Source organism: Pseudomonas paraversuta, from assembly GCF_904063065.1.
Taxonomy (GTDB): domain Bacteria; phylum Pseudomonadota; class Gammaproteobacteria; order Pseudomonadales; family Pseudomonadaceae; genus Aquipseudomonas; species Aquipseudomonas paraversuta.
Genome location: NZ_CAJFCL010000006.1, coordinates 61,934 through 84,993 on the forward strand (window position 1 = coordinate 61,934; position 23,060 = coordinate 84,993).

The 23,060-nt window shown below is 57.8% G+C and carries 19 protein-coding genes and 1 pseudogene; 8 read left to right on the forward strand and 12 right to left on the reverse strand.

Annotated features, from left to right (window positions below; translation table 11 throughout):
* Window positions 1-8 precede the first annotated feature (8 nt).
* A complete protein-coding gene (secA, locus tag JQ845_RS13555; protein WP_010655778.1) occupies window positions 9-2,762 on the reverse strand; it encodes a preprotein translocase subunit SecA in 2,754 nt (917 codons plus the stop codon).
* Window positions 2,763-3,070: 308 nt separating this feature from the next.
* Here secA and JQ845_RS13560 point away from each other — a divergent pair, with 308 nt between their 5' ends.
* On the forward strand, window positions 3,071-3,529 hold the full coding sequence (locus tag JQ845_RS13560) for a DUF721 domain-containing protein (protein WP_003442603.1): 459 nt from the start codon (window positions 3,071-3,073) through the stop codon (window positions 3,527-3,529).
* Window positions 3,530-3,625: 96 nt separating this feature from the next.
* On the opposite strand, the gene JQ845_RS13565 is transcribed toward JQ845_RS13560, so the two are convergent.
* A complete protein-coding gene (locus JQ845_RS13565) occupies window positions 3,626-5,098 on the reverse strand; it encodes a helicase HerA-like domain-containing protein (RefSeq protein WP_003442606.1) in 1,473 nt (490 codons plus the stop codon).
* Window positions 5,099-5,294: 196 nt separating this feature from the next.
* Between JQ845_RS13565 and JQ845_RS23300 the strand changes: the two are divergent.
* The 4 genes and pseudogenes from JQ845_RS23300 to JQ845_RS13580 all read left to right on the forward strand — a co-directional run.
* Window positions 5,295-6,326 (forward strand): annotated as a pseudogene (locus JQ845_RS23300) (HAMP domain-containing protein); the annotation flags it as partial.
* A gap of 93 nt (window positions 6,327-6,419) precedes the next feature.
* Entirely contained in the window at window positions 6,420-7,184 is a 765-nt protein-coding gene (locus tag JQ845_RS23305; RefSeq protein WP_413242959.1) for a methyl-accepting chemotaxis protein, read from the forward strand.
* A 130-nt stretch (window positions 7,185-7,314) separates the two neighbouring features.
* On the forward strand, window positions 7,315-8,427 hold the full coding sequence (locus tag JQ845_RS13575) for a glycosyltransferase family 4 protein (protein ID WP_010655776.1): 1,113 nt from the start codon (window positions 7,315-7,317) through the stop codon (window positions 8,425-8,427).
* Window positions 8,420-9,187, forward strand: a complete 768-nt coding sequence (locus tag JQ845_RS13580) for a DUF2334 domain-containing protein (RefSeq protein WP_010655775.1) — start codon at window positions 8,420-8,422, stop codon at window positions 9,185-9,187. The genes JQ845_RS13575 and JQ845_RS13580 overlap by 8 nt, the downstream gene beginning before the upstream one ends.
* A gap of 7 nt (window positions 9,188-9,194) precedes the next feature.
* Here JQ845_RS13580 and JQ845_RS13585 read toward each other — a convergent pair whose 3' ends face one another.
* Together JQ845_RS13585 and purU are read right to left on the reverse strand one after the other, a co-directional pair.
* Window positions 9,195-9,392 (reverse strand): hypothetical protein, encoded by a 198-nt coding sequence (locus JQ845_RS13585; protein WP_010655774.1) that lies wholly within the window; start codon window positions 9,390-9,392, stop codon window positions 9,195-9,197.
* Between the two features lie 115 nt (window positions 9,393-9,507).
* The gene (gene purU, locus JQ845_RS13590) at window positions 9,508-10,356 is read right to left on the reverse strand and encodes a formyltetrahydrofolate deformylase (RefSeq protein WP_003442621.1); all 849 of its coding nucleotides are present in this window, start codon (window positions 10,354-10,356) and stop codon (window positions 9,508-9,510) included.
* Window positions 10,357-10,704: 348 nt separating this feature from the next.
* On the opposite strand from purU, the gene mvaT reads away from it, so the two are divergent.
* Window positions 10,705-11,082, forward strand: a complete 378-nt coding sequence (gene mvaT, locus JQ845_RS13595) for a histone-like nucleoid-structuring protein MvaT (RefSeq protein WP_003442624.1) — start codon at window positions 10,705-10,707, stop codon at window positions 11,080-11,082.
* Between the two features lie 80 nt (window positions 11,083-11,162).
* Here the strand turns inward: mvaT and sbcB are convergent, their stop codons facing one another.
* From sbcB to JQ845_RS13610, 3 genes are all read right to left on the reverse strand, one after another.
* Complete coding sequence (gene sbcB / locus JQ845_RS13600) at window positions 11,163-12,608, reverse strand: exodeoxyribonuclease I (RefSeq protein WP_127196177.1); 1,446 nt, start codon at window positions 12,606-12,608, stop codon at window positions 11,163-11,165.
* A gap of 61 nt (window positions 12,609-12,669) precedes the next feature.
* On the reverse strand, window positions 12,670-13,029 hold the full coding sequence (locus JQ845_RS13605) for a PilZ domain-containing protein (RefSeq protein WP_003442630.1): 360 nt from the start codon (window positions 13,027-13,029) through the stop codon (window positions 12,670-12,672).
* A 176-nt stretch (window positions 13,030-13,205) separates the two neighbouring features.
* On the reverse strand, window positions 13,206-13,586 hold the full coding sequence (locus JQ845_RS13610) for a tetratricopeptide repeat protein (RefSeq protein ID WP_003442634.1): 381 nt from the start codon (window positions 13,584-13,586) through the stop codon (window positions 13,206-13,208).
* A 153-nt stretch (window positions 13,587-13,739) separates the two neighbouring features.
* On the opposite strand from JQ845_RS13610, the gene pyk reads away from it, so the two are divergent.
* Entirely contained in the window at window positions 13,740-15,191 is a 1,452-nt protein-coding gene (pyk, locus tag JQ845_RS13615; protein WP_003442637.1) for a pyruvate kinase, read from the forward strand.
* Window positions 15,192-15,443: 252 nt separating this feature from the next.
* Here the strand turns inward: pyk and prpF are convergent, their stop codons facing one another.
* From prpF to JQ845_RS13640, 5 genes are all read right to left on the reverse strand, one after another.
* A complete protein-coding gene (prpF, locus tag JQ845_RS13620; RefSeq protein WP_003442640.1) occupies window positions 15,444-16,634 on the reverse strand; it encodes a 2-methylaconitate cis-trans isomerase PrpF in 1,191 nt (396 codons plus the stop codon).
* 47 nt (window positions 16,635-16,681) lie between these two features.
* Window positions 16,682-19,273, reverse strand: coding sequence for a Fe/S-dependent 2-methylisocitrate dehydratase AcnD (gene acnD / locus JQ845_RS13625; RefSeq protein WP_003442643.1), 2,592 nt, complete (start codon window positions 19,271-19,273; stop codon window positions 16,682-16,684).
* A gap of 134 nt (window positions 19,274-19,407) precedes the next feature.
* The gene (gene prpC / locus JQ845_RS13630) at window positions 19,408-20,535 is read right to left on the reverse strand and encodes a bifunctional 2-methylcitrate synthase/citrate synthase (RefSeq protein ID WP_003442646.1); all 1,128 of its coding nucleotides are present in this window, start codon (window positions 20,533-20,535) and stop codon (window positions 19,408-19,410) included.
* Window positions 20,536-20,636: 101 nt separating this feature from the next.
* Window positions 20,637-21,524, reverse strand: a complete 888-nt coding sequence (prpB, locus tag JQ845_RS13635) for a methylisocitrate lyase (RefSeq protein ID WP_003442649.1) — start codon at window positions 21,522-21,524, stop codon at window positions 20,637-20,639.
* Window positions 21,521-22,243: a GntR family transcriptional regulator gene (locus tag JQ845_RS13640; protein WP_203009146.1), complete on the reverse strand. Its 723-nt coding sequence runs from the start codon at window positions 22,241-22,243 to the stop codon at window positions 21,521-21,523. Before JQ845_RS13640 ends, prpB begins: the two co-directional genes overlap by 4 nt.
* 279 nt (window positions 22,244-22,522) lie before the next feature.
* Between JQ845_RS13640 and rloA the strand changes: the two genes are divergently transcribed.
* On the forward strand, window positions 22,523-23,059 hold the full coding sequence (gene rloA / locus JQ845_RS13645) for a retropepsin-like aspartic peptidase RloA (protein WP_003442655.1): 537 nt from the start codon (window positions 22,523-22,525) through the stop codon (window positions 23,057-23,059).
* Window position 23,060 lies beyond the last annotated feature (1 nt).

Consider the following 23,060-nt stretch of genomic DNA (forward strand, 5'->3'; position numbering starts at 1 on the left):
AACGGGTTTTAATTGATTTGCCCGTGGCAATGCTTGTATTTCTTGCCCGAGCCGCAGTAGCACAGCTCATTGCGACCCAGCTTCGGCTCATTACGAACAGGCTCGGTAGCCGGTACGACGTCTTCAACATCGGCACCCTGCAGCACTTCAGCCAGCGCTTCGGGCTGATCGAGGCCCGGTGCTTCGGCATGCTGGAACTGCATGCGTGAAGCCAGGTCTTCCGCTTCCTGACGCAGACGAGCCTCTTCTGCTTCCGGGTCTTCGCGACGAACCTGTACATGGGACAGCACACGGATCGAATCGCGCTTGATCGAGTCAAGCAGCTCGGAGAACAGGTTGAACGACTCGCGCTTGTACTCCTGCTTCGGGTTCTTCTGCGCATAGCCGCGCAAATGGATACCGTGGCGCAGGTGATCCATGGTCGACAGGTGGTCTTTCCACAAGTCATCCAGTACACGCAGCACAATTTGTTTCTCGAAGGTGCGCAGCGCTTCCGGGCTCGCCTGCTCTTCTTTCTCGTTATAAGCCGCCAGCAACTCGTTCAGCAGCTTCTCACGCAGGGTTTCTTCGTACAGGTGGTCGTCTTCATCGAGCCATTGCTGGATCGGCAGCTTCACCCCGAAACCGGTTTCGATAGCCGACTCCAGACCTTTGACGTCCCATTGTTCCGGCAACGACTGCGGTGGAATATGCGCGCTGACAGTGCTTTCAAGAACGTCCTTGCGGAAGTCGGCGATGGTTTCACCGATATTGTCCGCAGCAAGCAACGTGTTACGCATGTGATAAATCACTTTACGCTGTTCGTTGTTGACGTCATCGAACTCCAGCAATTGCTTGCGGATGTCGAAGTTGCGGCCTTCAACCTTGCGCTGCGCCTTTTCGATCGCGTTGGTCACCATACGGTGCTCAATCGCTTCGCCGGACTGCATGCCCAGGGCCTTCATGAAGTTCTTCACCCGGTCAGAGGCGAAGATGCGCATCAGGCTGTCTTCAAGGGACAGGTAGAAACGGCTGGAACCCGCATCACCCTGACGACCGGCACGACCGCGCAATTGGTTGTCGATACGGCGCGACTCGTGACGCTCGGAAGCGATCACATGCAGGCCGCCCGATTCCAGCACTTGCTGGTGACGTTTTTGCCAGTCGGCCTTGATCTGTGCGATCTGCTCCGGAGTCGGGTTCTCAAGGGAAGCCACTTCCACTTCCCAGTTGCCGCCCAACAGGATGTCAGTACCACGACCGGCCATGTTGGTAGCGATGGTCAGTGCCCCAGGACTACCGGCCTGGGCAATGATTTCAGCTTCTTTTTCGTGGAACTTGGCGTTCAGAACCTTGTGCTCGATACCTTCCTGCTTCAACAGGTTGGACATGTGCTCGGAGGTTTCGATGGTGGCCGTACCTACCAGCACCGGACGGCCCTTGGCCATGCAGTCCTTGATGTCAGCCACAATCGCCGCGTACTTCTCGTCAGCGGTGAGGAACACCAGGTCGTTGAAGTCTTTACGTGCCAGGGGCTTGTTCGGCGGAATGACCATCACCGACAGACCGTAGATCTGGTGGAATTCGAACGCTTCGGTATCAGCCGTACCGGTCATGCCGGACAGCTTGTTGTACAGACGGAAGTAGTTCTGGAAGGTGGTCGATGCCAGGGTCTGGCTTTCAGCCTGAATGTTCAGGCCTTCTTTGGCCTCGATAGCCTGGTGCAAGCCTTCGGACAGACGACGGCCCGGCATGGTACGGCCGGTGTGTTCGTCGACCAGCAATACCTGACCGTCTTCAACAATGTATTCAACGTTGCGGTTGAACAGCTTGTGGGCGCGCAATGCGGCATAGACGTGGGTCAGCAGGCCCAGGTTGTGTGCGGAGTACAGGCTCTCGCCCTCTGCCAGCAGACCGATCTGGGTCAGCATGTCTTCAACGAACTGGTGACCGGCTTCGTTCAACTCAACCTGACGGGTCTTTTCATCGATAGTGAAATGACCGGCTTTGGTCACTTCGCCCTCGACTTCCTCGACATGCAACTCAAGGCGCGGGATCAGCTTGTTGATTTCGGTGTACAGCTTGGAGCTGTCTTCGGCCTGGCCGGAGATGATCAGCGGAGTACGGGCTTCGTCGATCAGGATCGAGTCGACTTCGTCGATTACGGCAAAATTGAGCTCGCGCTGGAATTTCTCTTCCATGCTGAAAGCCATGTTGTCGCGCAGGTAATCGAAACCGAATTCGTTGTTGGTGCCGTAAGTGATGTCGGCAGCATAGGCTTCACGCTTTTCCTGAGGCGGCTGGAACGGCGTGACAACACCGACCGTCAGGCCCAGGAATTCATAGAGCGGACGCATCCAGTTGGCATCTCGACGAGCCAGGTAGTCGTTCACGGTTACAACGTGTACGCCCTTGCCCGACAATGCGTTGAGATAAACACCCAGGGTTGCTACCAGGGTCTTGCCTTCACCGGTGCGCATTTCTGCGATCATGCCTTCGTGCAAGGTCATGCCGCCGATCAGCTGGACATCAAAGTGGCGCATGCCCATGACCCGTTTACCCGCTTCGCGGCACACCGCAAAGGCTTCTGGCAACAACTGGTCGAGGGTCTCACCTTTGGCTATGCGGGCCTTGAACTCTTCGGTCTTGGCGCGCAATTGCTCATCGGTCAGGGCAACCATCTGCTCTTCGAAGGAATTGACGACCTGTACTGTCTTGAGCATGCGTTTGACTTCGCGCTCGTTCTTGCTTCCAAAAAGTTTCTTTAACAAAGGCGCAAACATATCGGCAGGATCTTCCACACATAGGGATGGAGGGCGGCCCCGAGAGTCGCCCGAGCAGCCCTGATGGCCGCATGCGAGCGAGCATTCTACCCGGAAACGTCGGTGAGGAAAGTGGCGTTATTCCACGATACTGGTGCAGCGTTGTGACGGGGCCTCACTAAAATAAGGGCTTTTTGCTGAACTTCAACCCATGGAGAGCAGAAGTTACTCATTGATTCCACAAATAAAGTTTTTGAAATCAGGATCATATCGAGTGAAACAGGCGGTTTCTGCTAAGATTGCGGCTCTGTTTCCTCAGGTGTCTGAACATGGCATTTCGCCCACACCCAGCACGGGCACCCTCCGTTCTGCTCCGCGAGGCCAAGCCCCTGAAGGCCATTTTTGGCCACGCCAAACGTCTGGCACACTTGCAACGCCTTCTTGAAAGCCAGCTCCAGCCGGCCGCCCGCGAACATTGCCACGTCGCTTCATGGCGTGAAGGCAGCCTGTTGCTGATTGTGACCGATGGCCACTGGGCCACTCGCCTGCGTTATCAGCAAAAGCGCCTGCAGCGCCAGTTGCAGGCATTTGACGAGTTCGCCAGCCTGACCCGGATCCTGTTTAAAGTGCAGCCACCGACGGTGCAGGCCAAAGTTGCCGGACATACGCTCGACCTTTCGGTCAATGCCGCCCAGACCATCCAGGCAACGGCCGATGGTATCAGCGACCCGGCCCTGCGCGCCGCCCTTGAGCGGCTGGCCAGTCACGCCAAGCCCAAGCCTCAGTAACCGATACTTGCGGGAGCTGGCTTGCCAGCGATGAAAATGCCCGGCCAATCAGCTGAGTCGGGCTGCTGCGCAACCCTTCCCAGCGTACGCCAGCCACTACTTGCGTTTGCTGCCACCCAGCAATGAGCCCAGCAACCCGCGAACCAACTGCCGCCCCATCTGGCCCGCCGCCTGACGCGCCATGGATTGCAATGCTTTGCCAGCCGTTGAGCCCAGGAAGTCCCCGGCCTGATCCAGAAGACCCGGTTCCTGTGGCTTGACTTGCTCCTGCGGTGCTACGCCCTTGCGGGCCAGCAACACTTCGTAGGCCGACTCCCGGTCAATCGGTTTGTCATAGCGCCCTTGCAACGGCGAACCGACAATCAAGGCCGCCCGCTCAGCCTCGGTCAGCGGGCCGATCCGCGATTGCGGCGGTGCAATCAATACTCGCTGAACCATGGCCGGCGTACCTTTTTCTTCAAGCATGCCCACCAACGCTTCGCCGGTGCCCAACTCGGTCAGCACCGCCAGCGCATCGAAAGCCGGGTTAGGCCGAAATCCGTCGGCTACAGCCCGTAACGATCTCTGCTCTTTAGAGGTAAAAGCCCGCAGTCCATGCTGAATCCGCAAACCCAGTTGCGCGAGCACAGTGTCCGGCAAGTCCGCTGGCGATTGCGTTACAAAGTACACACCAACACCTTTGGAACGAATCAGACGTACCACTTGCTCAAGGCGGTCCTGCAATGCTTTGGGCGTCCCGGCAAACAGCAAATGGGCCTCATCGAAAAACAGCGCCAGCAAAGGCTTGTCGGCATCCCCGCGCTCCGGCAACTGTTCAAAAAGCTCCGCCAACAGCCACAACAGGAACGTGGCGTAAACCTTGGGCGCTTCATGCACCAGGCGACTGGCATCGAGCAGGTGAATCCGGCCGCGACCGTCACTGGTCGGCTGCAGAATGTCTTCCAATTGCAGCGCCGGCTCGCCGAACAAGGCCTCGGCGCCCTGCTGTTCAAGTGTTGCCAGGCGCCGCAGCAGGGCCTGGCTGGAACCGGTGGTCATCAAAGCCGCGTCATCGCCCAGCACCTGGGGGTTGTCGCGCAGATGATTAAGCAAGGCTTTCAGGTCTTTTAGATCAAGCAGCAGCAAACCCTCGCGATCTGCCACTTTGAACGCGGCATACAGGGCCGACTGCTGGCTGTCCGTCAACTCCAGCAGACTGCCCAGTAGCAGCGGTCCCATTTCACTCAATGTTGTGCGTAATGGATGACCGGTCTTGCCTTGTATGTCCCACAACGTAACCGGATACGCCTTCGGCTGATAATCGAGCCATGGCATGCCGGCAATCCGCTCGGCAATTTTGCCCTGAGGGTTGCCTGCCGCACCCAGCCCACAAAGATCGCCCTTGATATCAGCGGCAAATACAGCCACGCCAGCATCGCTGAACTGTTCAGCCAGGCGCTGAAGGGTCACGGTTTTACCTGTCCCCGTGGCGCCCGCCACCAGGCCATGACGGTTTGCCAGGCGCAAAGACTGGGCCACGGGCTGACCCGCAAGGTCAGCACCAAGAACAAGAGCAGATAAGTCCGGCATTTTTCCACCTTTGATTAATCTTTCGCGATCGCGAGTCGATACATCCTTAATGCTAGATCAGATAAAACCGGATTTAGCGTAGGAAACAGTACTGACAAATATAGAGCCCATTCAGGTTCTGACAGTGATTTGTCGCATGGGCATGTTTCCACAGAGTAGGCCTCAAACTTTTAGACCTTAGCGGACCCTTCAAGCCATGAATAAAAACCTGCGTTTCAGCCATAAAATCCTGCTTGCCGCGTCCCTGATCGTAATAGCCGCCTTCTCGCTATTTACGCTGTACAACGATTACCTGCAACGCAATGCCATTCGCAATGATCTGGATAACTATCTGCACGAGATGGGCAACATCACAGCCAATAACATTCAAACCTGGATGGGAGGGCGGATTCTGCTCACGGAAAATCTTGCAGAATCCATAGCCATTGCTTCAGACCCAGCGCAAGTGGCCAGCCTGCTGGAACAAAAAGCCCTGGGCAGCACCTTTATGGCAGTCTACTTTGGCGACAGCCAGGGCGACTTTACCATTCGCCCCAACAGCAAGATGCCCGAGGGCTTCGACGCCCGCACGCGGCCCTGGTACAAGGACGCGCTCAACAGCAGCGGCGCAAGCCTGACCGAACCTTATATAGATGCTGTAACCGGGCAGATGATTATCTCCATCGGTACCGCGGTGAAAAAGGCCGGGCAAACCCTGGGCGTGGTCGGCTCGGACCTGACCCTGAAAACCATCGCTGACAGTATCAACACCCTGGATTTCGATGGCATGGGCTTTGCCTTCCTGGTGAGTGCCGACGGCAAAATCCTGGTTCACCCGGACAAGGATCTGGTGTCGAAGAACCTGAAGGATATTTACCCGCAAAACACACCATCGATCAGTCCGGTTATCAGCGAAACCGAAGCCAATGGCAAAACACGGATCGTGACCTTTAGCCCGGTCAAAGGGCTGGGTTCGGTCAACTGGTATGTCGGGCTGTCTATAGATAAAGAACAAGCCTTCGCAATGCTCAGCACATTTCGCACGTCAGCGATCATTGCCACCAGCATTGCCCTGGTCTCGATCATCGCCCTGCTCGGCCTGTTGATTCGCCTGTTGTTGCAACCTTTGCATGTGATGACCCGCGCGATGCAAGACATCGCTGAAGGTGAAGGTGACTTGACCCGGCGCCTGGTGGTTGAATCCAACGACGAGTTCGGCACCCTGGGCAGCGCTTTCAACCGCTTTGTCGAGCGCATTCATACCTCCATGAGTGAAGTATCATCGGCTACCGAACAGGTAAACGAAGTCGCCCTGCGGGTGGTCAGTGCTTCCAACTCATCGATGCTCAACTCTGACGAACAGGCAAGCCGCACTAACAGTGTTGCAGCAGCGATCAACGAGCTGGGCGCAGCTGCCCAGGAAATCGCCCGCAACGCTGCCCTGGCCTCGCATCAAGCCAGCGACGCCCGCGGCCTGGCAGAAGAAGGTCAGCAAGTGGTCGAGCGCAGCATCGGTTCGATGCAGCAGCTGTCGCAAATGCTGGGCACCTCCAGTAGCCACATCGAATCACTGAATGACAAGACAGTGAACATCGGCCAGATCCTTGAAGTGATTACCAGCATTTCCCGGCAAACCAACCTGTTGGCGCTCAATGCCGCGATTGAAGCCGCCCGTGCCGGTGAAGCCGGACGCGGCTTTGCCGTGGTCGCTGACGAGGTGCGCAACCTGGCGCACCGCACCCAGGAGTCGGCGCAGCAAGTACAAACCATGATCGAGGAGCTGCAAGTCAGCGCGCGCGCATCGGTGAGCACCATGGAGGAAAGTCAGCGCCACAGTCAGGACAGTGTGGAAATCGCCAACCGTGCAGGCGAACGTCTGGTCAGCGTCACCGAGCGCATTGGCGAAATTGACGGCATGAACCAGTCGGTCGCTACCGCCACGGAAGAGCAAACCTCGGTGGTTGAGTCGATCAATATGGACATCACCGAGATCAACACCCTGAACCAGGAGGGCGTCGAGAACCTGCAATCCACCCTGCGAGCCTGTACGGACCTTGAACAACAGGCCGCACGCCTCAAGCAACTGGTGGGCAGTTTCCGCATCTGATCGCCCTGCACTCAACGCGTAACCCCGCACTTGGCGGTTACGCGTTTTTTACCCGGCTCAATTCCTGCGAACATCTATCATCCATTAAGGTCAACCCCATGGACGATAGACATTTAAAGGGCTCAAGGCCGTGCATATTGCTGACATCACCATGTTCTATGCGCCCGCCAGTGGCGGCGTGCGCACTTATCTGGACGCCAAGCACCGACGCCTGAGCCGTTTGCCGGGCACCCGTCACAGCCTGCTGGTGCCGGGCAGCAACCGGACAGTGCACGACGGCATATACCAGGTCCCCTCCCCGGCCCTGCCATTTGGCAACGGTTTTCGGTTCCCGATCCGCCTGGCGCCCTGGTGCAATATTTTGCAAGACCTGCAACCGGACCTGATCGAAGTCGGCGACCCCTACCTCACCGCCTGGGCCGCACTCGATGCCCGGCGGCAGCTGGACGTACCGGTCATTGGCTTTTATCACTCGGATCTGCCGCTGCTGGTGCGCAACCGCATGGGCAACTGGCTGACACCCAATGTAGAAGCCTATGTCAGCCGGCTGTACCGGCATTTCGACCGGGTCCTGGCCCCGAGCCAGGTCATGGCCAACAAACTGATCGGCCTGGGGGTCGACAATGTGTTCGTGCAACCCCTGGGCGTCGACTTGCAGACATTCAATCCTCAGCACCGCGACCCCGATCTGCGTGCAGAGCTGCAGATAAGTCCTGACGCCCATTTGCTGATTTTTGCCGGGCGCGGCGCCAAGGAAAAAAATCTCCCGGTTCTGCTCGACTGCATGCGCGACTTGGGCCAGAACTGGCACCTGCTGCTGGTGGGCTCACAGATGCCATCCCTGGTGCCGGATAACGTGACAGTCATTGACGACTTCTGCCCCCCCGCTCAACTGGCCCGCCTCATGGCCAGTGCCGATGCTCTGGTACATGCCGGAGACCAGGAAACCTTTGGCCTGGTCATTCTCGAGGCCATGGCCAGCGGCATTCCGGTGGTGGCCGTTGACGCCGGGGCCTTCAGGGAAATCGTGCACGATGAGGTGGGTCTGCTGTGCCAACCGAACAACCCTGAGGCGATGGCCAACGCCGTCCGTGAGCTGTTCGCCAACAATCCGGCGCAACTTGGCCGGCAGGCCCGCCAACGGGCCGAACTGCATTACTCCTGGGATCGCGTGGTGCAGGACCTGCTGGTTCATTATCACGCATTGACCGGCACCCATCAGGCGGTACCTGTCCATGTCTGATCCGGTGGTGGCGCTGGTGCTGCACGATGTCGCCCCGCAAACCTGGGCCGATTATCAACCGTTTGTCGAAGCTGTCGATGCCATGGGCGCAATCCCGATCACCTGGCTGGTGGTTCCGGACTTTCACCATGGCGGCTCTTTGGCCGGTGCCGACCAATTGCGCAACATGCTCGACAGCCGCGTGGCCAGGGGCGACGAACTGGTACTGCATGGTTACTTCCATGCCGATGACATGCCTGCACCGCGCACCCCGCGCGATTGGTTCATGCGCCGGGTGTATACCTGGGAGGGGGAGTTCTACAAATTGTCCGAAACCCAGGCACTGAACCGGCTGGAGCGTGGGCTAGAAGTATTTGAGCGCTATCAATGGCCAGTTCGCGGCTTTGTTGCCCCGGCGTGGTTGATGAGCGAAGGCACACGCCTGGCCTTGCGCCAACTGCCCTTGAGTTATACCAGCGATCAACAGCACCTTTATCGTCTGCCCGATTTTTCAGCCATTGATGCGCCGGGGCTGGTCTGGAGTGCTGGCAGTGCATGGCGTCGAGGGGTGTCAAAAGTGGTGTGCGATCTGCGTGAACGCCAGTGGCAAAATGCGCCCTTGATACGACTGGGCCTGCATCCTGTGGATATGCGCCATGGATTCTCCCGCGATTACTGGCTTGAAACCCTCAAGCGTCTGATCGACAGCGGCCGCAGGCCCGTCACCAAAAGCGCATGGCTCGACTCTTTAAGTGCGCCCACAGGCTCGTCGCCGGCATGAGTTCATCTCAGTCAGCAGTCGGTGAGAGCGTATCCGGGGGTTGATCGTCGGGAAGTTGCGGGTGTAACGCCAGCCACAAGGCCCGGGCATCTGAAAACTCTGTGCCGTCCTGCGGGCTTAACGCTTGCGGGTCGTAACGGCTTAGACAGCCCTCACCCAGGGTTGCCGGTGCCGTGGAAGTGGCTTTATCGAACGGATCGGTCATGACACAAATCCTTTGAAAGATTTTATGTTGCACTAACCCTGGGTGTAGTCGCTGCAGAGCAACGAAGGCTGCGATACAGGAGCCGGTCAGCCGGCCCCTGTAATCGATTGCGGCATCAGAACACTACGGTTTTATTGCCGTGCACCAGTACACGGTCTTCGAGGTGATAGCGCAGGCCACGGGCCAGCACCATCTTCTCGACATCACGCCCGAAACGCACCATGTCTTCAATACTGTCGCTATGGCTGACGCGTACGACGTCCTGCTCGATGATGGGGCCGGCGTCCAGTTCTTCGGTCACATAGTGGCAGGTTGCACCAATCAACTTTACACCGCGCATCGAAGCCTGGTGATAAGGCTTGGCCCCGACAAATGACGGCAGGAAGCTGTGGTGAATGTTGATGACCTGGCCGGCATATTCGCGACACAGATCCGGCGGCAGAATTTGCATGTAGCGCGCCAGAACCACGACCTCGGCAGCATGATGCTTAACCAGACGCGAGACTTCGGCGAAGGCCGGCTCTTTGTCTTTCGGGTCAACCGGCACATGGTAAAAAGGAATGCCGTGCCACTCGACCATGCTGCGCAAGTCATTGTGGTTGGAAATCACGCACGAGATATCACAGTCCAGTTCATCGCTGTGCCAGCGGTGCAACAAATCTGCCAGACAGTGGGATTCGCGGCTGGCCATCAAGACCACGCGTTTTTTTTGTGCGGTATCGGTAATGCGCCACTCCATCGAAAACTCTTCGGCGATCGGGGCAAACGCCTCGCGAAAAGCGTCAAGTCCAAATGGCAGGGAGTCGGCACGAATTTCGTGACGCATAAAGAACCAGCCGCTTTGATCATCCGAGTGGTGGCTCGCTTCAGTGATCCAGCCATTGTGTGAGGCCAGGAAATTACTGACCTTGGCAACAATACCAACGCCGTCGGGGCAGGCGATCACCAACCGAAAAGTGCGCATCAGGGAAAAACTCCAAAACTTTACTAAGGCCGCCATTCTAGCGAGTGCGCAGCAAAACTACAGTCTTCCTTGAGGCTTATTGCGTGCGCCCCAGGGTCGCATCACCCACCTGCTACGCCTTCGGGAGCGGGGCCTTCAGGGTTTTTATTGGTGAACCAGGACATTTATTAATCTTTCTTAACATTCACCTGACAACGGCTTATTTAATAGCGCTGATATAGGAATGGGAAAATGTTAATAATTAAATTTTAAAATTAATCGAGCCTTGCATATTTACTTGCAGTAACTGTCTGACTATTATTGCATCACTGTCTCCCTGTAAACCCTTTCCAACATAAGGTTATCCTCATGTCCCTGATCAACGAATACCGTGCAACTGAAGAAGCGATCAAAGAACTGCAAGCTCGCCTGAAAAACCTGTCGGAAGACGACAAACTTCAAACCGAGCTGGAATTCGAAGGCAAACTGCGCACGCTGATGGGCGAATACCAAAAATCGCTGCGCGATATTATCGCCCTTCTGGATCCAGAAGCCAAAGTAAGCAAAGCACCACGCGGTGTTGTTAAAACCACCGGCACCAAACGTGCCCGCAAGGTTAAACAATACAAAAACCCGCATAACGGTGAAGTGATTGAAACCAAAGGTGGCAACCACAAGACCCTGAAAGAGTGGAAAGCCAAGTGGGGCGGCGACGTAGTTGAAGGCTGGGCAACTCTGCTGGACTAAGTGCCCCCTTCGCGCTGCGTTATGCACCGCTAATAAAAAACGCCAGCTTGCTGGCGTTTTTTATTGCCTGCCTTTTAGTGTCAATCCTGCGCCTGCGAGTCCATCCCCAGACGGCGGCCAAGACCTTGCGCATAGCGCTGCCATTCACTCAACAGCTTCAGTTGGGCGGGCTTGGCACTGCGTGACAGCTCCAGCGCTGCGCGGGTGAAGTCATCCAGGGTCAGGGGCGCGCCCATGGCCGGGTCGGTCAAGCGCTGCCGACAGAACAATTGCCAACGCTCAAGTTCTTCCGCGCTCAAGGTATGGGGGAAGTTTCGCGCACGGTAGCGAAACAATAATTCAGGTAAACGCTCGTCATCAAAAGGCCAAGTAGTACCTGCTAATTGCTCCGGATCACTGAGCCTGACTTGCTCACACAATCGACGATCACGCTCACCGAGAAAACCGTCATACAACTGTTGCTCGGGATCGGCAGCGGGGACGAAATCTTCGCTGGCATAAATAGCCGATAACTTGTCCTGCCAAACTTGCTGAGCCTCAATAAGCGTCGCCGCACGCGCTTGATAAAGCGCCATGTCCAGTTGCAAACGCTGTTGATCCTGGGCCCGCACTACATTCAAGGGGGCCACCACCGGACAACGGTTAACATGTATCAGCTTCAGCGCAACCGGCTGCTGGCCTTCAGCCAAGTCTTCGCGCCGGGTATAGAGCATCTGGCGCAGGGACTCTGCATCCATGTCCAGTAATGGCTGAGGATCAAAATGCAGATCGTACACAATCAGTGCATTACGGTTTTTCGGATGCCAGGCCAGCGGCAATACCACCCCCGCATAATGCCTGGCCGCAGAGAAGCGCCCTGAAATATGCAGCATGGGTTGCAATAACCGAACTTGATCAAGCACCCGCTGTTTCGTGCGCAGCTTGAATAACCACTCATACAACTTGGGTTGCTTGTCACGAATCAGCCGCGCCAACGCGATGGTGGCCCTCACATCGGACAAGGCATCATGGGCCTGGCCATGATCAATCCCGTTGGCAGCCGTCAAACGCTCGAGCTTGAGGGTCACTCGCCCCTCGTCTTCAGGCCAGACAATTCCTTCCGGACGCAGGGCATACGCGGTTCGCACTACATCAATCAAATCCCAGCGACTGTTGCCGCCCTGCCACTCGCGGGCATAAGGATCGAAGAAATTCCGGTACAGGCTGTAGCGCGTGACTTCGTCATCGAAACGCAAGGAGTTGTAGCCTGCGCCACAGGTGCCGGGCAATGCCAGTTGCGCGTGGGTGCGGGTCATGAACTCGGCCTCCCCCAGGCCCTTGTCTTCCAGGCGCCCGGGGGTAATACCGGTGATCAGGCAAGCCATGGGGTGAGGAAGAATATCGTCACTGGGCTGGCAATACAGATTGAGCGGCTGATCAATCTCATTGAGGTCGACATCGGTGCGGATACCGGCAACCTGCACAGCCCGATCGCAGCGCGGGTTGATGCCGGTGGTTTCATAGTCGTACCAAAAAATAGAGGTCACGGGGTGTTCCTGAGCTGTAGACCCCGTCAGTCTAGGCGCTCAAACCGGTGCAAGGCCAGACCTAAGCCGAGGCCTGTAACGGCAGGAAACTGAAATACTCGCGCAAGCTGTCGATCAGCACGAGGTATTGCGCAGGAGGCTGATACAGCATAAACCCGGAGTCGTAGCACTGTGGGCTGACGTCTTCAATGCACCACAGGCATCGTGCCGTCAGATCCACCAGCTGCAGCTCCCCGTCAGGCCCGGGCACTTGCAGCCTGAGTTCAAAATCAGCCCCCACCAGCAGCGGCAACTGGCTGATCAGCATCAGCCCACCCTCGGACACATTGCCCAGATACCCGATAGGTTTGCCTGTAAACCGATTGAGCACGCCCAGGAAGCCTGTCAGTTGATGACGCTGGATACGGCGATCTATAACCATGGCGAATATCACTTTGAAAGGCCATTAAGCATGACCGCGCTACTGCCTGAAATGTTCCGCAGCTCGCTCTCAGGCCAACCAGCAGACATCGATACCTTTATTAATCCATAAAAAGCCCGGAATACTCTAACAGCAGCACAGCAATATCATATAGCCACTAGCCAGTTGATACTTCATCAAATGGTAGCAGGCAGTGCCGGAGTCGCTCCTGCACCGGGGCCCGGAATGAATTTAAGAATTCTCAACGTCTCGATCCTCGCCTTGGCGCGATAGGCATACTCGCTCTTCGGGAACTCATTGATGATGTATTGATAGGTCTGGGCAGCGTCCAGATAGAACTTGGTTCGTTCCAGGCATAGTCCGCGCAACATTGCAGTCTGCGGCCAGATATACGGGCGACTGCGGCTCTCGCGATCCACCTCGGACAACTCCAGCATCACCGCTTCGCAATTACCCCGGTCATAGGCACGGTAGGCACTGTTCAGGTGATGATTCATCGACCAGCGGGTACAACCGACGACACTGCCGGCCATCAATAGAATGAGCAAAAAACGCATGGGGATCTCCTGTTCTCAACACTGTATCGACCCCGCGGGAAAATTCTTCAAGCTGCGGCACCACAACTTAAGTCGAAAGTAGTGCAGAGGAACAATGACTACAGCCAAAGACCATAGTAGCCTTTGGCTGCGCTTGAACTCAGGAGTCTTTGCATGTCCGTTCGTCGAACTAAAATCGTTGCCACACTTGGCCCTGCCAGCAATTCACCGGAGATGCTGGAACAGCTGATCCTCGCTGGCCTGGACGTCGCCCGTCTGAACTTTTCCCACGGAACCCCGGATGAGCATAAGGCTCGTGCCAAGCTGGTGCGTGAAATCGCTGCCAAACATGGCCGTTTCGTTGCCCTCTTGGGTGACCTGCAAGGCCCGAAAATTCGTATCGCCAAATTCGCCAACAAGAAGATCGAGCTGAAGGTCGGTGATCAATTCACCTTCTCCACCAGCCATCCGTTGACCGAAGGCACCCAGCAAGTAGTCGGCATCGACTACCCGGATCTGGTCAAGGACTGCGGCGTCGGCGACGAGCTGCTGCTCGATGACGGCCGTGTCGTAATGCGTGTAGACACCGCCACCGATGACGCCCTGCACTGCACCGTGCTGATCGGCGGCCCACTGTCTGACCACAAGGGCATCAACCGTCGCGGCGGTGGTCTGACCGCGCCGGCCCTGACTGAAAAAGACAAGGCTGACATCAAGCTGGCTGCCGAAATGCAAGTCGACTACCTGGCCGTGTCGTTCCCGCGGGACGCCGCCGACATGGAATACGCCCGTCAACTGCGTGACGAAGCCGGCGGTACTGCCTGGCTGGTCGCGAAGATTGAACGCGCTGAAGCCGTAGCGGATGACGAAACCCTCGACGGGCTGATCAAGGCCAGTGATGCAGTAATGGTTGCCCGTGGCGACCTGGGCGTGGAAATCGGCGATGCCGAGCTGGTGGGCATTCAGAAGAAAATCATTCTGCATGCACGCCGCCACAATAAAGCGGTGATCGTTGCGACCCAGATGATGGAGTCGATGATCCAGAACCCGATGCCGACTCGCGCCGAAGTGTCCGACGTTGCCAACGCCGTTCTCGACTACACCGACGCCGTGATGCTCTCGGCTGAAAGTGCTGCCGGCGCTTACCCGCTGGAAGCGGTACAGGCCATGGCGCGGATCTGTGTCGGCGCTGAAAAGCATCCGACCAGCAAAACCTCCAGCCACCGTATCGGCAAGGTTTTCGAAAGCTGCGACCAGAGCATTGCGCTGGCGGCCATGTACACCGCCAACCATTTCCCTGGCGTCAAAGCGATCATCGCGCTGACCGAAAGTGGTTACACGCCGTTGATCATGTCGCGCATCCGTTCTTCGGTGCCGATCTACGCGTTCTCCCCGCACCGTGAAACCCAGGCCCGTGCTGCCATGTTCCGTGGCGTTTACACCGTGCCGTTCGACCCGGCATCGCTGCCGCCAGAACAAGTCAGCCAGGCTGCCATCGACGAACTGCTCAAGCGTGGCGTCGTAGAAAATGGCGACTGGGTCATCCTGACCAAGGGCGACAGCTACCACACCATCGGTGGCACCAACGGCATGAAGATTCTGCATGTCGGCGACAAAATGGTTTAAGTCCCACAGGACTTGAACTAAAAAGCCCCGCAACGATGAGCAAAGCTGTTCACAGAACTAAACCCTGCCGTTGTAGGAGCGAGCTTGTCTCGCGATGATTGTTAACGAAAACGCCGTGTTTACAGATTAAACACGGCATTTCGAGACCATCGCGAGGCAAGCTCGCTCCTACAGTTGAGATAGCAGTCGTTTAGGCGAACAGCATTGCGCAGCGATGCGGGGTTTTTTATGCGTCGGATTCAGCAATCAGGGTTAAAAGGCATCGCCCGGTACTCGCACCCAACCTTCCATCAAAACCCGCGCGCTGCGGCTCATGATGGCTTTGGTAACTGTCCATTCGCCATCAACCTGCTGCGCCTGCGCGCCCACCCGCAAGGTGCCCGAGGGATGACCAAAACGCACGGCGCTGCGCAACTCGCCGCCCGCGGCAAGGTTGACCAGGGTGCCCGGAATGGCTGCCGCAGTGCCAATCGCCACCGCCGCCGTCCCCATCATCGCGTGGTGCAACTTGCCCATCGACAATGCCCGCACCAGCAAGTCCACACTCTGTGCAGGCACCGGCTTGCCGCTTGATGACAGGTAATCGGTCGGCCCGGCAACAAAGGCCACCTTGGGCGTGTGCTGACGCTTGGCCGCATCTTCGAGCCTTTCAATCAGGCCCATGCGCAACGCACCATGGGCACGAATGGTTTCGAACATGGCCAGGGCTTTCGGATCGCCGTTGATGTCGTTTTGCAGCTCGGCACCGGTGTAACCGATGGCTTGGGCATTGACGAAAATGGTCGGGATACCGGCGTTGATCATGGTGACTTTCAAGGTGCCGAGCCCTGGCACTTCAAGGTCGTCAACCAGGTTGCCGGTAGGGAACATCGAACCCCCTGCACCCTCCTCGTCAGCCGCCGGATTAATGAACTCCAGCTGCACCTCGGCGGCAGGAAAGGTCACCCCGTCGAGCTCAAAATCACCGGTTTCCTGGACTGCGCCATCGGTGATCGGTACATGGGCAATAATGGTTTTGCCAATATTGGCTTGCCAGATACGCACCACGGCCGTGCCGTTTTGCGGGATACGGGCCGCATCCACCAGGCCGCTGCTGATGGCAAACGAACCGACGGCCGCCGACAGGTTGCCGCAGTTGCCGCTCCAGTCCACGAACGGCTTGTCGATCGACACCTGGCCAAACAGATAGTCGACATCATGATCGGCTTGCAGGCTTTGGCTGACGATCACGGTTTTGCTGGTACTGGAGGTCGCCGCGCCCATGCCGTCAATTTGCTTTTCGTACGGGTCCGGGCTGCCGATTACCCGCAACAACAGGGCATCACGGGCCGCGCCCGGAACCTGGGCCACGGCGGGCAAGTCAAGCAGACTGAAAAACACCCCTTTACTGGTACCGCCGCGCATATAAGTCGCAGGGATTTTGATTTGCGCTGCATAGGCCATAAAACTGATTCCTGTTAGGGCCGGGGCACCAGGCCCCGGCACTGCTATTAAGCCGTGGCCGATTCCAGGAAGTCCTGGGCAAAGCGCTGCAACACGCCGCCCGCTTCGTAGATCGAGACTTCTTCAGCGGTGTCCAGACGGCACATCACCGGCACCTCGACGCGCTCGCCGTTGTTGCGGGTAATCACCAGGGTCAGCGTGGCACGCGGGGTGCGCTCGCCGATCACGTCGTAAGTCTCGCTGCCGTCAATCTGCAGGGTTTTACGGTTGGTGCCCGGCATGAACTCCAGCGGCAACACGCCCATGCCGACCAGGTTGGTACGGTGAATCCGCTCAAAGCCCTCTGCCGCAATGGCTTCGACCCCGGCCAGACGCACGCCCTTGGCCGCCCAGTCACGGGACGAGCCCTGACCGTAGTCGGCGCCGGCAATGATGATCAACGGCTGCTTGCGATCCATGTAGGTTTCAATCGCTTCCCACATGCGCATCACCTGGCCTTCAGGCTCAAGACGGGTCAATGAGCCCTGCTTGACCTTGCCGTCCTCGATCACCATTTCGTTGAACAGTTTGGGGTTGGCAAAGGTGGCACGTTGCGCGGTCAGGTGGTCGCCACGGTGGGTTGCATAGGAGTTGAAGTCGACTTCCGGCAGGCCCATTTTCGCCAGATACTCACCTGCGGCACTGTCGAGCATGATTGCGTTGGACGGCGACAGGTGATCGGTGGTGATGTTGTCCGGCAGCACTGCCAGCGGGCGCATGCCCTTGAGCGGACGTGCACCGGCCAGAGCCCCTTCCCAATACGGCGGACGACGAATGTAAGTGCTTTGCGGACGCCAGTCGTAGAGCGGCTCGACTTTCGGGCCGGTGTCTTCGTGAATGGCGAACATCGGAATATAAACCTGGCGGAACTGCTCCGGCTTGACCGAGCGCTTGACCACCGCGTCGATTTCTTCGTCGCTTGGCCAGATATCTTTCAGACGCACTTCGTTTCCGCTGGCATCCAGGCCCAACACATCTTTTTCGATATCGAAACGGATGGTCCCGGCAATTGCATAGGCCACTACCAAAGGCGGCGAAGCCAGAAATGCCTGCTTGGCGTACGGGTGAATCCGCCCGTCAAAGTTGCGGTTACCCGAGAGCACGGCCGTCGCGTAGAGATCGCGATCGATGATCTCCTGCTGCACTTGCGGATCCAGCGCACCGGACATGCCATTGCAGGTGGTACAGGCAAAAGCGACCACACCAAAGCCCAGTTGCTCAAGCTCATCGGTCAGACCGGCTTCGTCCAGATACAGCGCGACGGTTTTCGAACCCGGTGCCAACGACGACTTGACCCAAGGCTTGCGGGTCAGCCCCAGTTTGTTGGCGTTGCGGGCGATCAGGCCTGCCGCAATCACGTTACGCGGGTTGCTCGTGTTGGTGCAGCTGGTGATGGCCGCAATAATTACCGCGCCGTCAGGCATTTGCCCCGGCACGTCGTCCCACTGACCGGCAATGCCCTTGGCCGCGAGGTCGCTGGTGGCGACTCGGGCGTGGGGGTTGCTCGGGCCGGCCATGTTGCGCACGACACTGGACAGGTCAAAGCTCAAGCCACGCTCATACTCAGCATGCTTGAGACTGTCGCCCCACAGCCCGGTGAGCCTGGCGTAGTTTTCGACCAACTGCACTTGCTGGTCTTCACGACCGGTCAGCTTGAGGTAGTCGATGGTTTGTTGGTCGATGTAGAACATCGCAGCCGTGGCGCCGTATTCCGGGGCCATGTTGGAGATGGTGGCGCGGTCCCCCAGGGTCAGCGCCGCAGCACCTTCGCCGAAGAACTCCAGCCAGGCACCGACGACTTTTTGCTTGCGCAGATACTCGGTCAGCGCCAGCACCATATCGGTAGCGGTAATGCCCGGCTGCAGCTTGCCGGTCAGCTCGACGCCGACGATTTCCGGCAGGCGCATCCAGGAGGCACGACCGAGCATCACGCTCTCGGCTTCAAGACCGCCGACGCCAATGGCAATGACGCCCAGCGAATCAACGTGGGGGGTGTGGCTGTCGGTGCCGACGCAGGTATCGGGGAATGCCACACCGTCACGCACCTGAATCACCGGAGACATTTTCTCCAGGTTGATCTGGTGCATGATGCCGTTGCCTGGCGGGATCACATCGACGTTTTTGAAGGCTTTTTTGGTCCACTCGATAAAGTGGAACCGGTCTTCGTTACGGCGATCCTCGATGGCGCGGTTCTTTTCAAACGCCTCGGGATCGGTGCCGTCACGCTCAACCGCCAACGAGTGATCGACAATCAGCTGGGTCGGGACCACCGGGTTCACTTGCGCCGGGTCGCCCCCTTGCAGGGCAATGGCGTCGCGCAAACCGGCGAGGTCGACCAGCGCGGTCTGCCCGAGAATGTCGTGGCACACCACTCGCGCCGGGAACCACGGAAAGTCGAGATCGCGTTTGCGTTCAATCAACTGGCTCAATGAGGCGTTCAGGGTCGCAGGATCACAGCGACGCACCAGGTTTTCGGCCAGTACCCGGGAGGTGTATGGCAGGGTGTCATAAGCACCGGGTTTGATCGCATCGACTGCCGCGCGGGTGTCGAAATAATCCAGCCGGGTGCCCGGTAGTGTTTTGCGAAATTCAGTATTCATGGCGTGGGACTCGATCACGGTTAGGTCTGAGGCGGCTCACCCCTCCTGCAGGAGCGGGCTTGCTCGCGAGCTTTTCAAAGAGCTCACGGGCAAGCTCGCTCCTGCAGGGTGGACAGGTTCAAGCCGCCTGCTGGTCAGCGGCGCTCGATTGGCACGAACTTGCGCTGTTCGACGCCGATGTACTCGGCACTCGGGCGGATGATGCGGTTGTTGGCGCGCTGTTCGAACACGTGCGCAGCCCAGCCGGTCAGGCGTGAGCAGACAAAGATCGGGGTGAACAGCTTGGTTGGAATGCCCATGAAGTGATACGCCGAGGCATGGTAGAAGTCGGCGTTGGGGAACAGCTTCTTTTGCTCCCACATGGTTTGGTCGATGGCTTCGGAAACCGGGAACAACGTGGTGTCACCCACTTCGTCAGCGAGTTTTTTCGACCAGCCCTTGATCACTTCGTTACGCGGATCGCTGTCTTTATAGATCGCGTGGCCAAAGCCCATGATCTTGTCTTTGCGCGCCAGCATCTCGAGGGTGCCCTTGACCGCCTCTTCTGCCGAGCCGAAACGCTCGATCATTTCCATTGCCGCTTCGTTGGCGCCACCGTGCAGTGGCCCGCGCAACGTGCCGATGGCGGCCGTGACGCACGAGTACAGGTCGGACAGGGTCGAAGCACAGACCCGGGCGGTGAATGTCGAGGCGTTGAATTCGTGCTCGGCATACAGAATCAGCGACACGTTCATCACTTTGACGTGCAGTTCGCTCGGCTTCTTGTCGTGCAGCAGGTGCAGGAAGTGCCCGCCAATGGACTCTTCATCGGTCACGCAATTGATGCGCAGACCGTCATGGCTGAAGCGATACCAGTAGCACATGATTGCCGGGAAAGCGGCCAGCAGGCGATCGGTTACATCGCGCTCACGGGCAAAATCCAGCTCGGGCTCAAGGTTGCCCAGGAACGAGCAGCCGGTACGCATCACATCCATCGGATGGGCGTCGGCGGGGATGCGCTCCAGCACTTCCTTGAGGGCCTGCGGCAAATCACGCAGGGTTTTGAGTTTGGCCATATAGGCCGCCAGCTCGGTTTTGTTCGGCAGTTCACCGTACAGCAGCAGATAGGCTACTTCTTCAAAGCGGGCTTCGGCGGCCAGCTCACGGACGTCATAACCACGATAAGTGAGACCTGCGCCTTCCTGGCCAACGGTCGACAAGGCTGTTTGCCCGGCCACCTGGCCGCGTAATCCGGCGCCACTCAATACTTTTGCTTCGGCCATTGCGCTCTCCAATCTTGAATTTGTTAGGGATTCGGCAACTACAGGGTTCTATACCTATCCCTGCAGGAGCAAGCTCGCTCCTGCAGGATCATGGAATTGTGTTACTTCTTGGCGGCAAACACGGCGTCGAGCTTTTGCTCGAAGCTGTGGTAGTTGATGGCGTCGTACAGTTCCATGCGGGTTTGCATGGTGTCGATCACGTTCTGCTGGGTGCCGTCACGGCGGATGGCGCCGTAGACGTTTTCAGCAGCCTTGTTCATCGCCCGGAAAGCCGAGAGCGGGTACAGCACCAGCGATACATCGGCACCGGCCAGTTGCTCGGTGGTGTACAGCGGTGTCGAGCCAAACTCGGTGATGTTGGCCAGAATCGGCGCCTTCACCCGATTGGCGAACAGTTTGTACATCTCGAGTTCGGTAATGGCTTCCGGGAAGACCATGTCGGCACCGGCTTCAACACAGGCTGCTGCACGTTCCAGCGCCGACTCCAGGCCCTCGACCGCCAGCGCATCGGTGCGCGCCATGATCACGAAGCTGTCATCGGTACGGGCGTCAACTGCTGCTTTGATGCGGTCGACCATCTCTTGCAGCGAGACGATTTCCTTGTTCGGGCGATGACCGCAACGCTTGGCACCGACCTGGTCTTCGATATGAATCGCCGCCGCGCCAAACTTGATCATCGACTTGACAGTGCGCGACACGTTGAAGAACGAGGAGCCAAAGCCGGTATCCACGTCCACCAGCAGCGGCAGGTCGCAGACGTCGGTAATGCGACGGACGTCGGTCAGCACATCGTCCAGGCCGGTAATGCCCAGGTCCGGCACCCCCAAAGATCCCGCTGCAACACCGCCACCCGACAGATAAATTGCCTTGAAGCCGGCACGCTTGGCCAGCAGTGCATGGTTGGCGTTGATTGCACCCACAACCTGCAGCGGATGTTCACTGGCGACTGCGTCACGGAAACGCTGGCCTGGACTGTTTTTATTGCTCATGACTCACCTCGTGGAGTGGCTGTCTGCTGGGCGCTGTCTTGGTAGTGACGCGCAATATTGCGTTTCGACGCGCCGATATGGCGGCGCATCAATAACTCGGCCAGTTCGCCGTCGCGATCGGCAATGGCATCAAGAATCCGGTGGTGCTCGGCGAATGCCTGGTGCGGGCGATTGGGGGTGGTGGAAAACTGGATGCGGTACATGCGCACCAGCTGGTACAGCTCGCCGCACAGCATCTGGGTCAGGGTGCGATTACCGCTGCCTTGAATGATCTTGTAATGAAAATCGAAGTCGCCTTCCTGCTGGTAGTAACCGACACCCGCCTGGAACGCCTCATCGCGCTCATGGGTTTCGAGCACCCGACGCAACTCGGTGATGTCTTCATCACTCATGCGCTCGGCGGCCAGGCGGCAGGCCATACCTTCGAGGGACTCGCGAATTTCGTAGAGTTCGATCAGTTCGGCGTGGTTCAGCGACACCACCCGGGCCCCGACATGGGGGATGCGCACCAGCAGGCGCTGACCTTCGAGACGGTGAATGGCTTCACGCAATGGCCCACGGCTGATGCCGTAGGTGCGGGCCAGTTCGGGCTCGGAGATCTTGCTGCCGGGGGCGATTTCACCTTTGACAATAGCCGCCTGAATACGCCGAAACACGTTCTCCGACAGGGTTTCAGAATCGTCCTGGGCGATAGCGGCGGGCTCTAGTGCTTGCAGCATATTGTCGACACCTTTCAAATCAATGACGCCAAAACTAGCGATTCAACGCCAAATAGTCAAAGTATAAATAGGTATTGTCGACAATATCCCGATACGACCTTAGTTTAATCGACAGCCAGTTCCCCCCCATAAAAGCGCCGCAACGCTGGCGCCATAAAACCTTCATGTTAGAATGCCGGCCGCATCCGCCCTGCCCCGTCCACGGGCAGCCGCACGAGGAAACTTGCTCTGTACTGCCAGTGCCTTGAACTGAAGATTGCAAGAGACGTGCCCCGATTTATGAAATTTTTCCCCCTCTACACCCTTCTTTGTCTGCTGTGCGTACCGGGCTTGAGCCTTGGTGCCGAGAAAACCGTGTACGGCCTCAATGAATATGCCGAACTGGCCGGCATCGATCTGCAAGTGGCCGCCAAACTCGATACCGGAGCCAAAACCGCATCCCTCAGCGCACGCGACATAAAGCGTTTCAAACGCGATGGAGAGAGCTGGGTCCGCTTTTATCTGGCCATCGATGACGCCCACTCGCACCCCATCGAACGCCCGCTGGCCCGGGTCAGCAAGATCAAACGCCGCTCGGGTGACTATGATCCCCAGTCCGACAAGAACTACACCTCGCGCCCGGTCATTGCCCTGGAAATCTGCATGGGCAAAGCTTTACGCACAATCGAAGTGAACTTGACTGATAGAAGTGCGTTCCAATACCCGCTGCTGATCGGCTCCGAAGCACTCAAGCGCTTTGATGCGCTGGTCGACCCAAGTCTTAAATACGCTGCTGGCAAACCTGCCTGCGTCGCTAACGCTCAAACCGCAGAGTAAT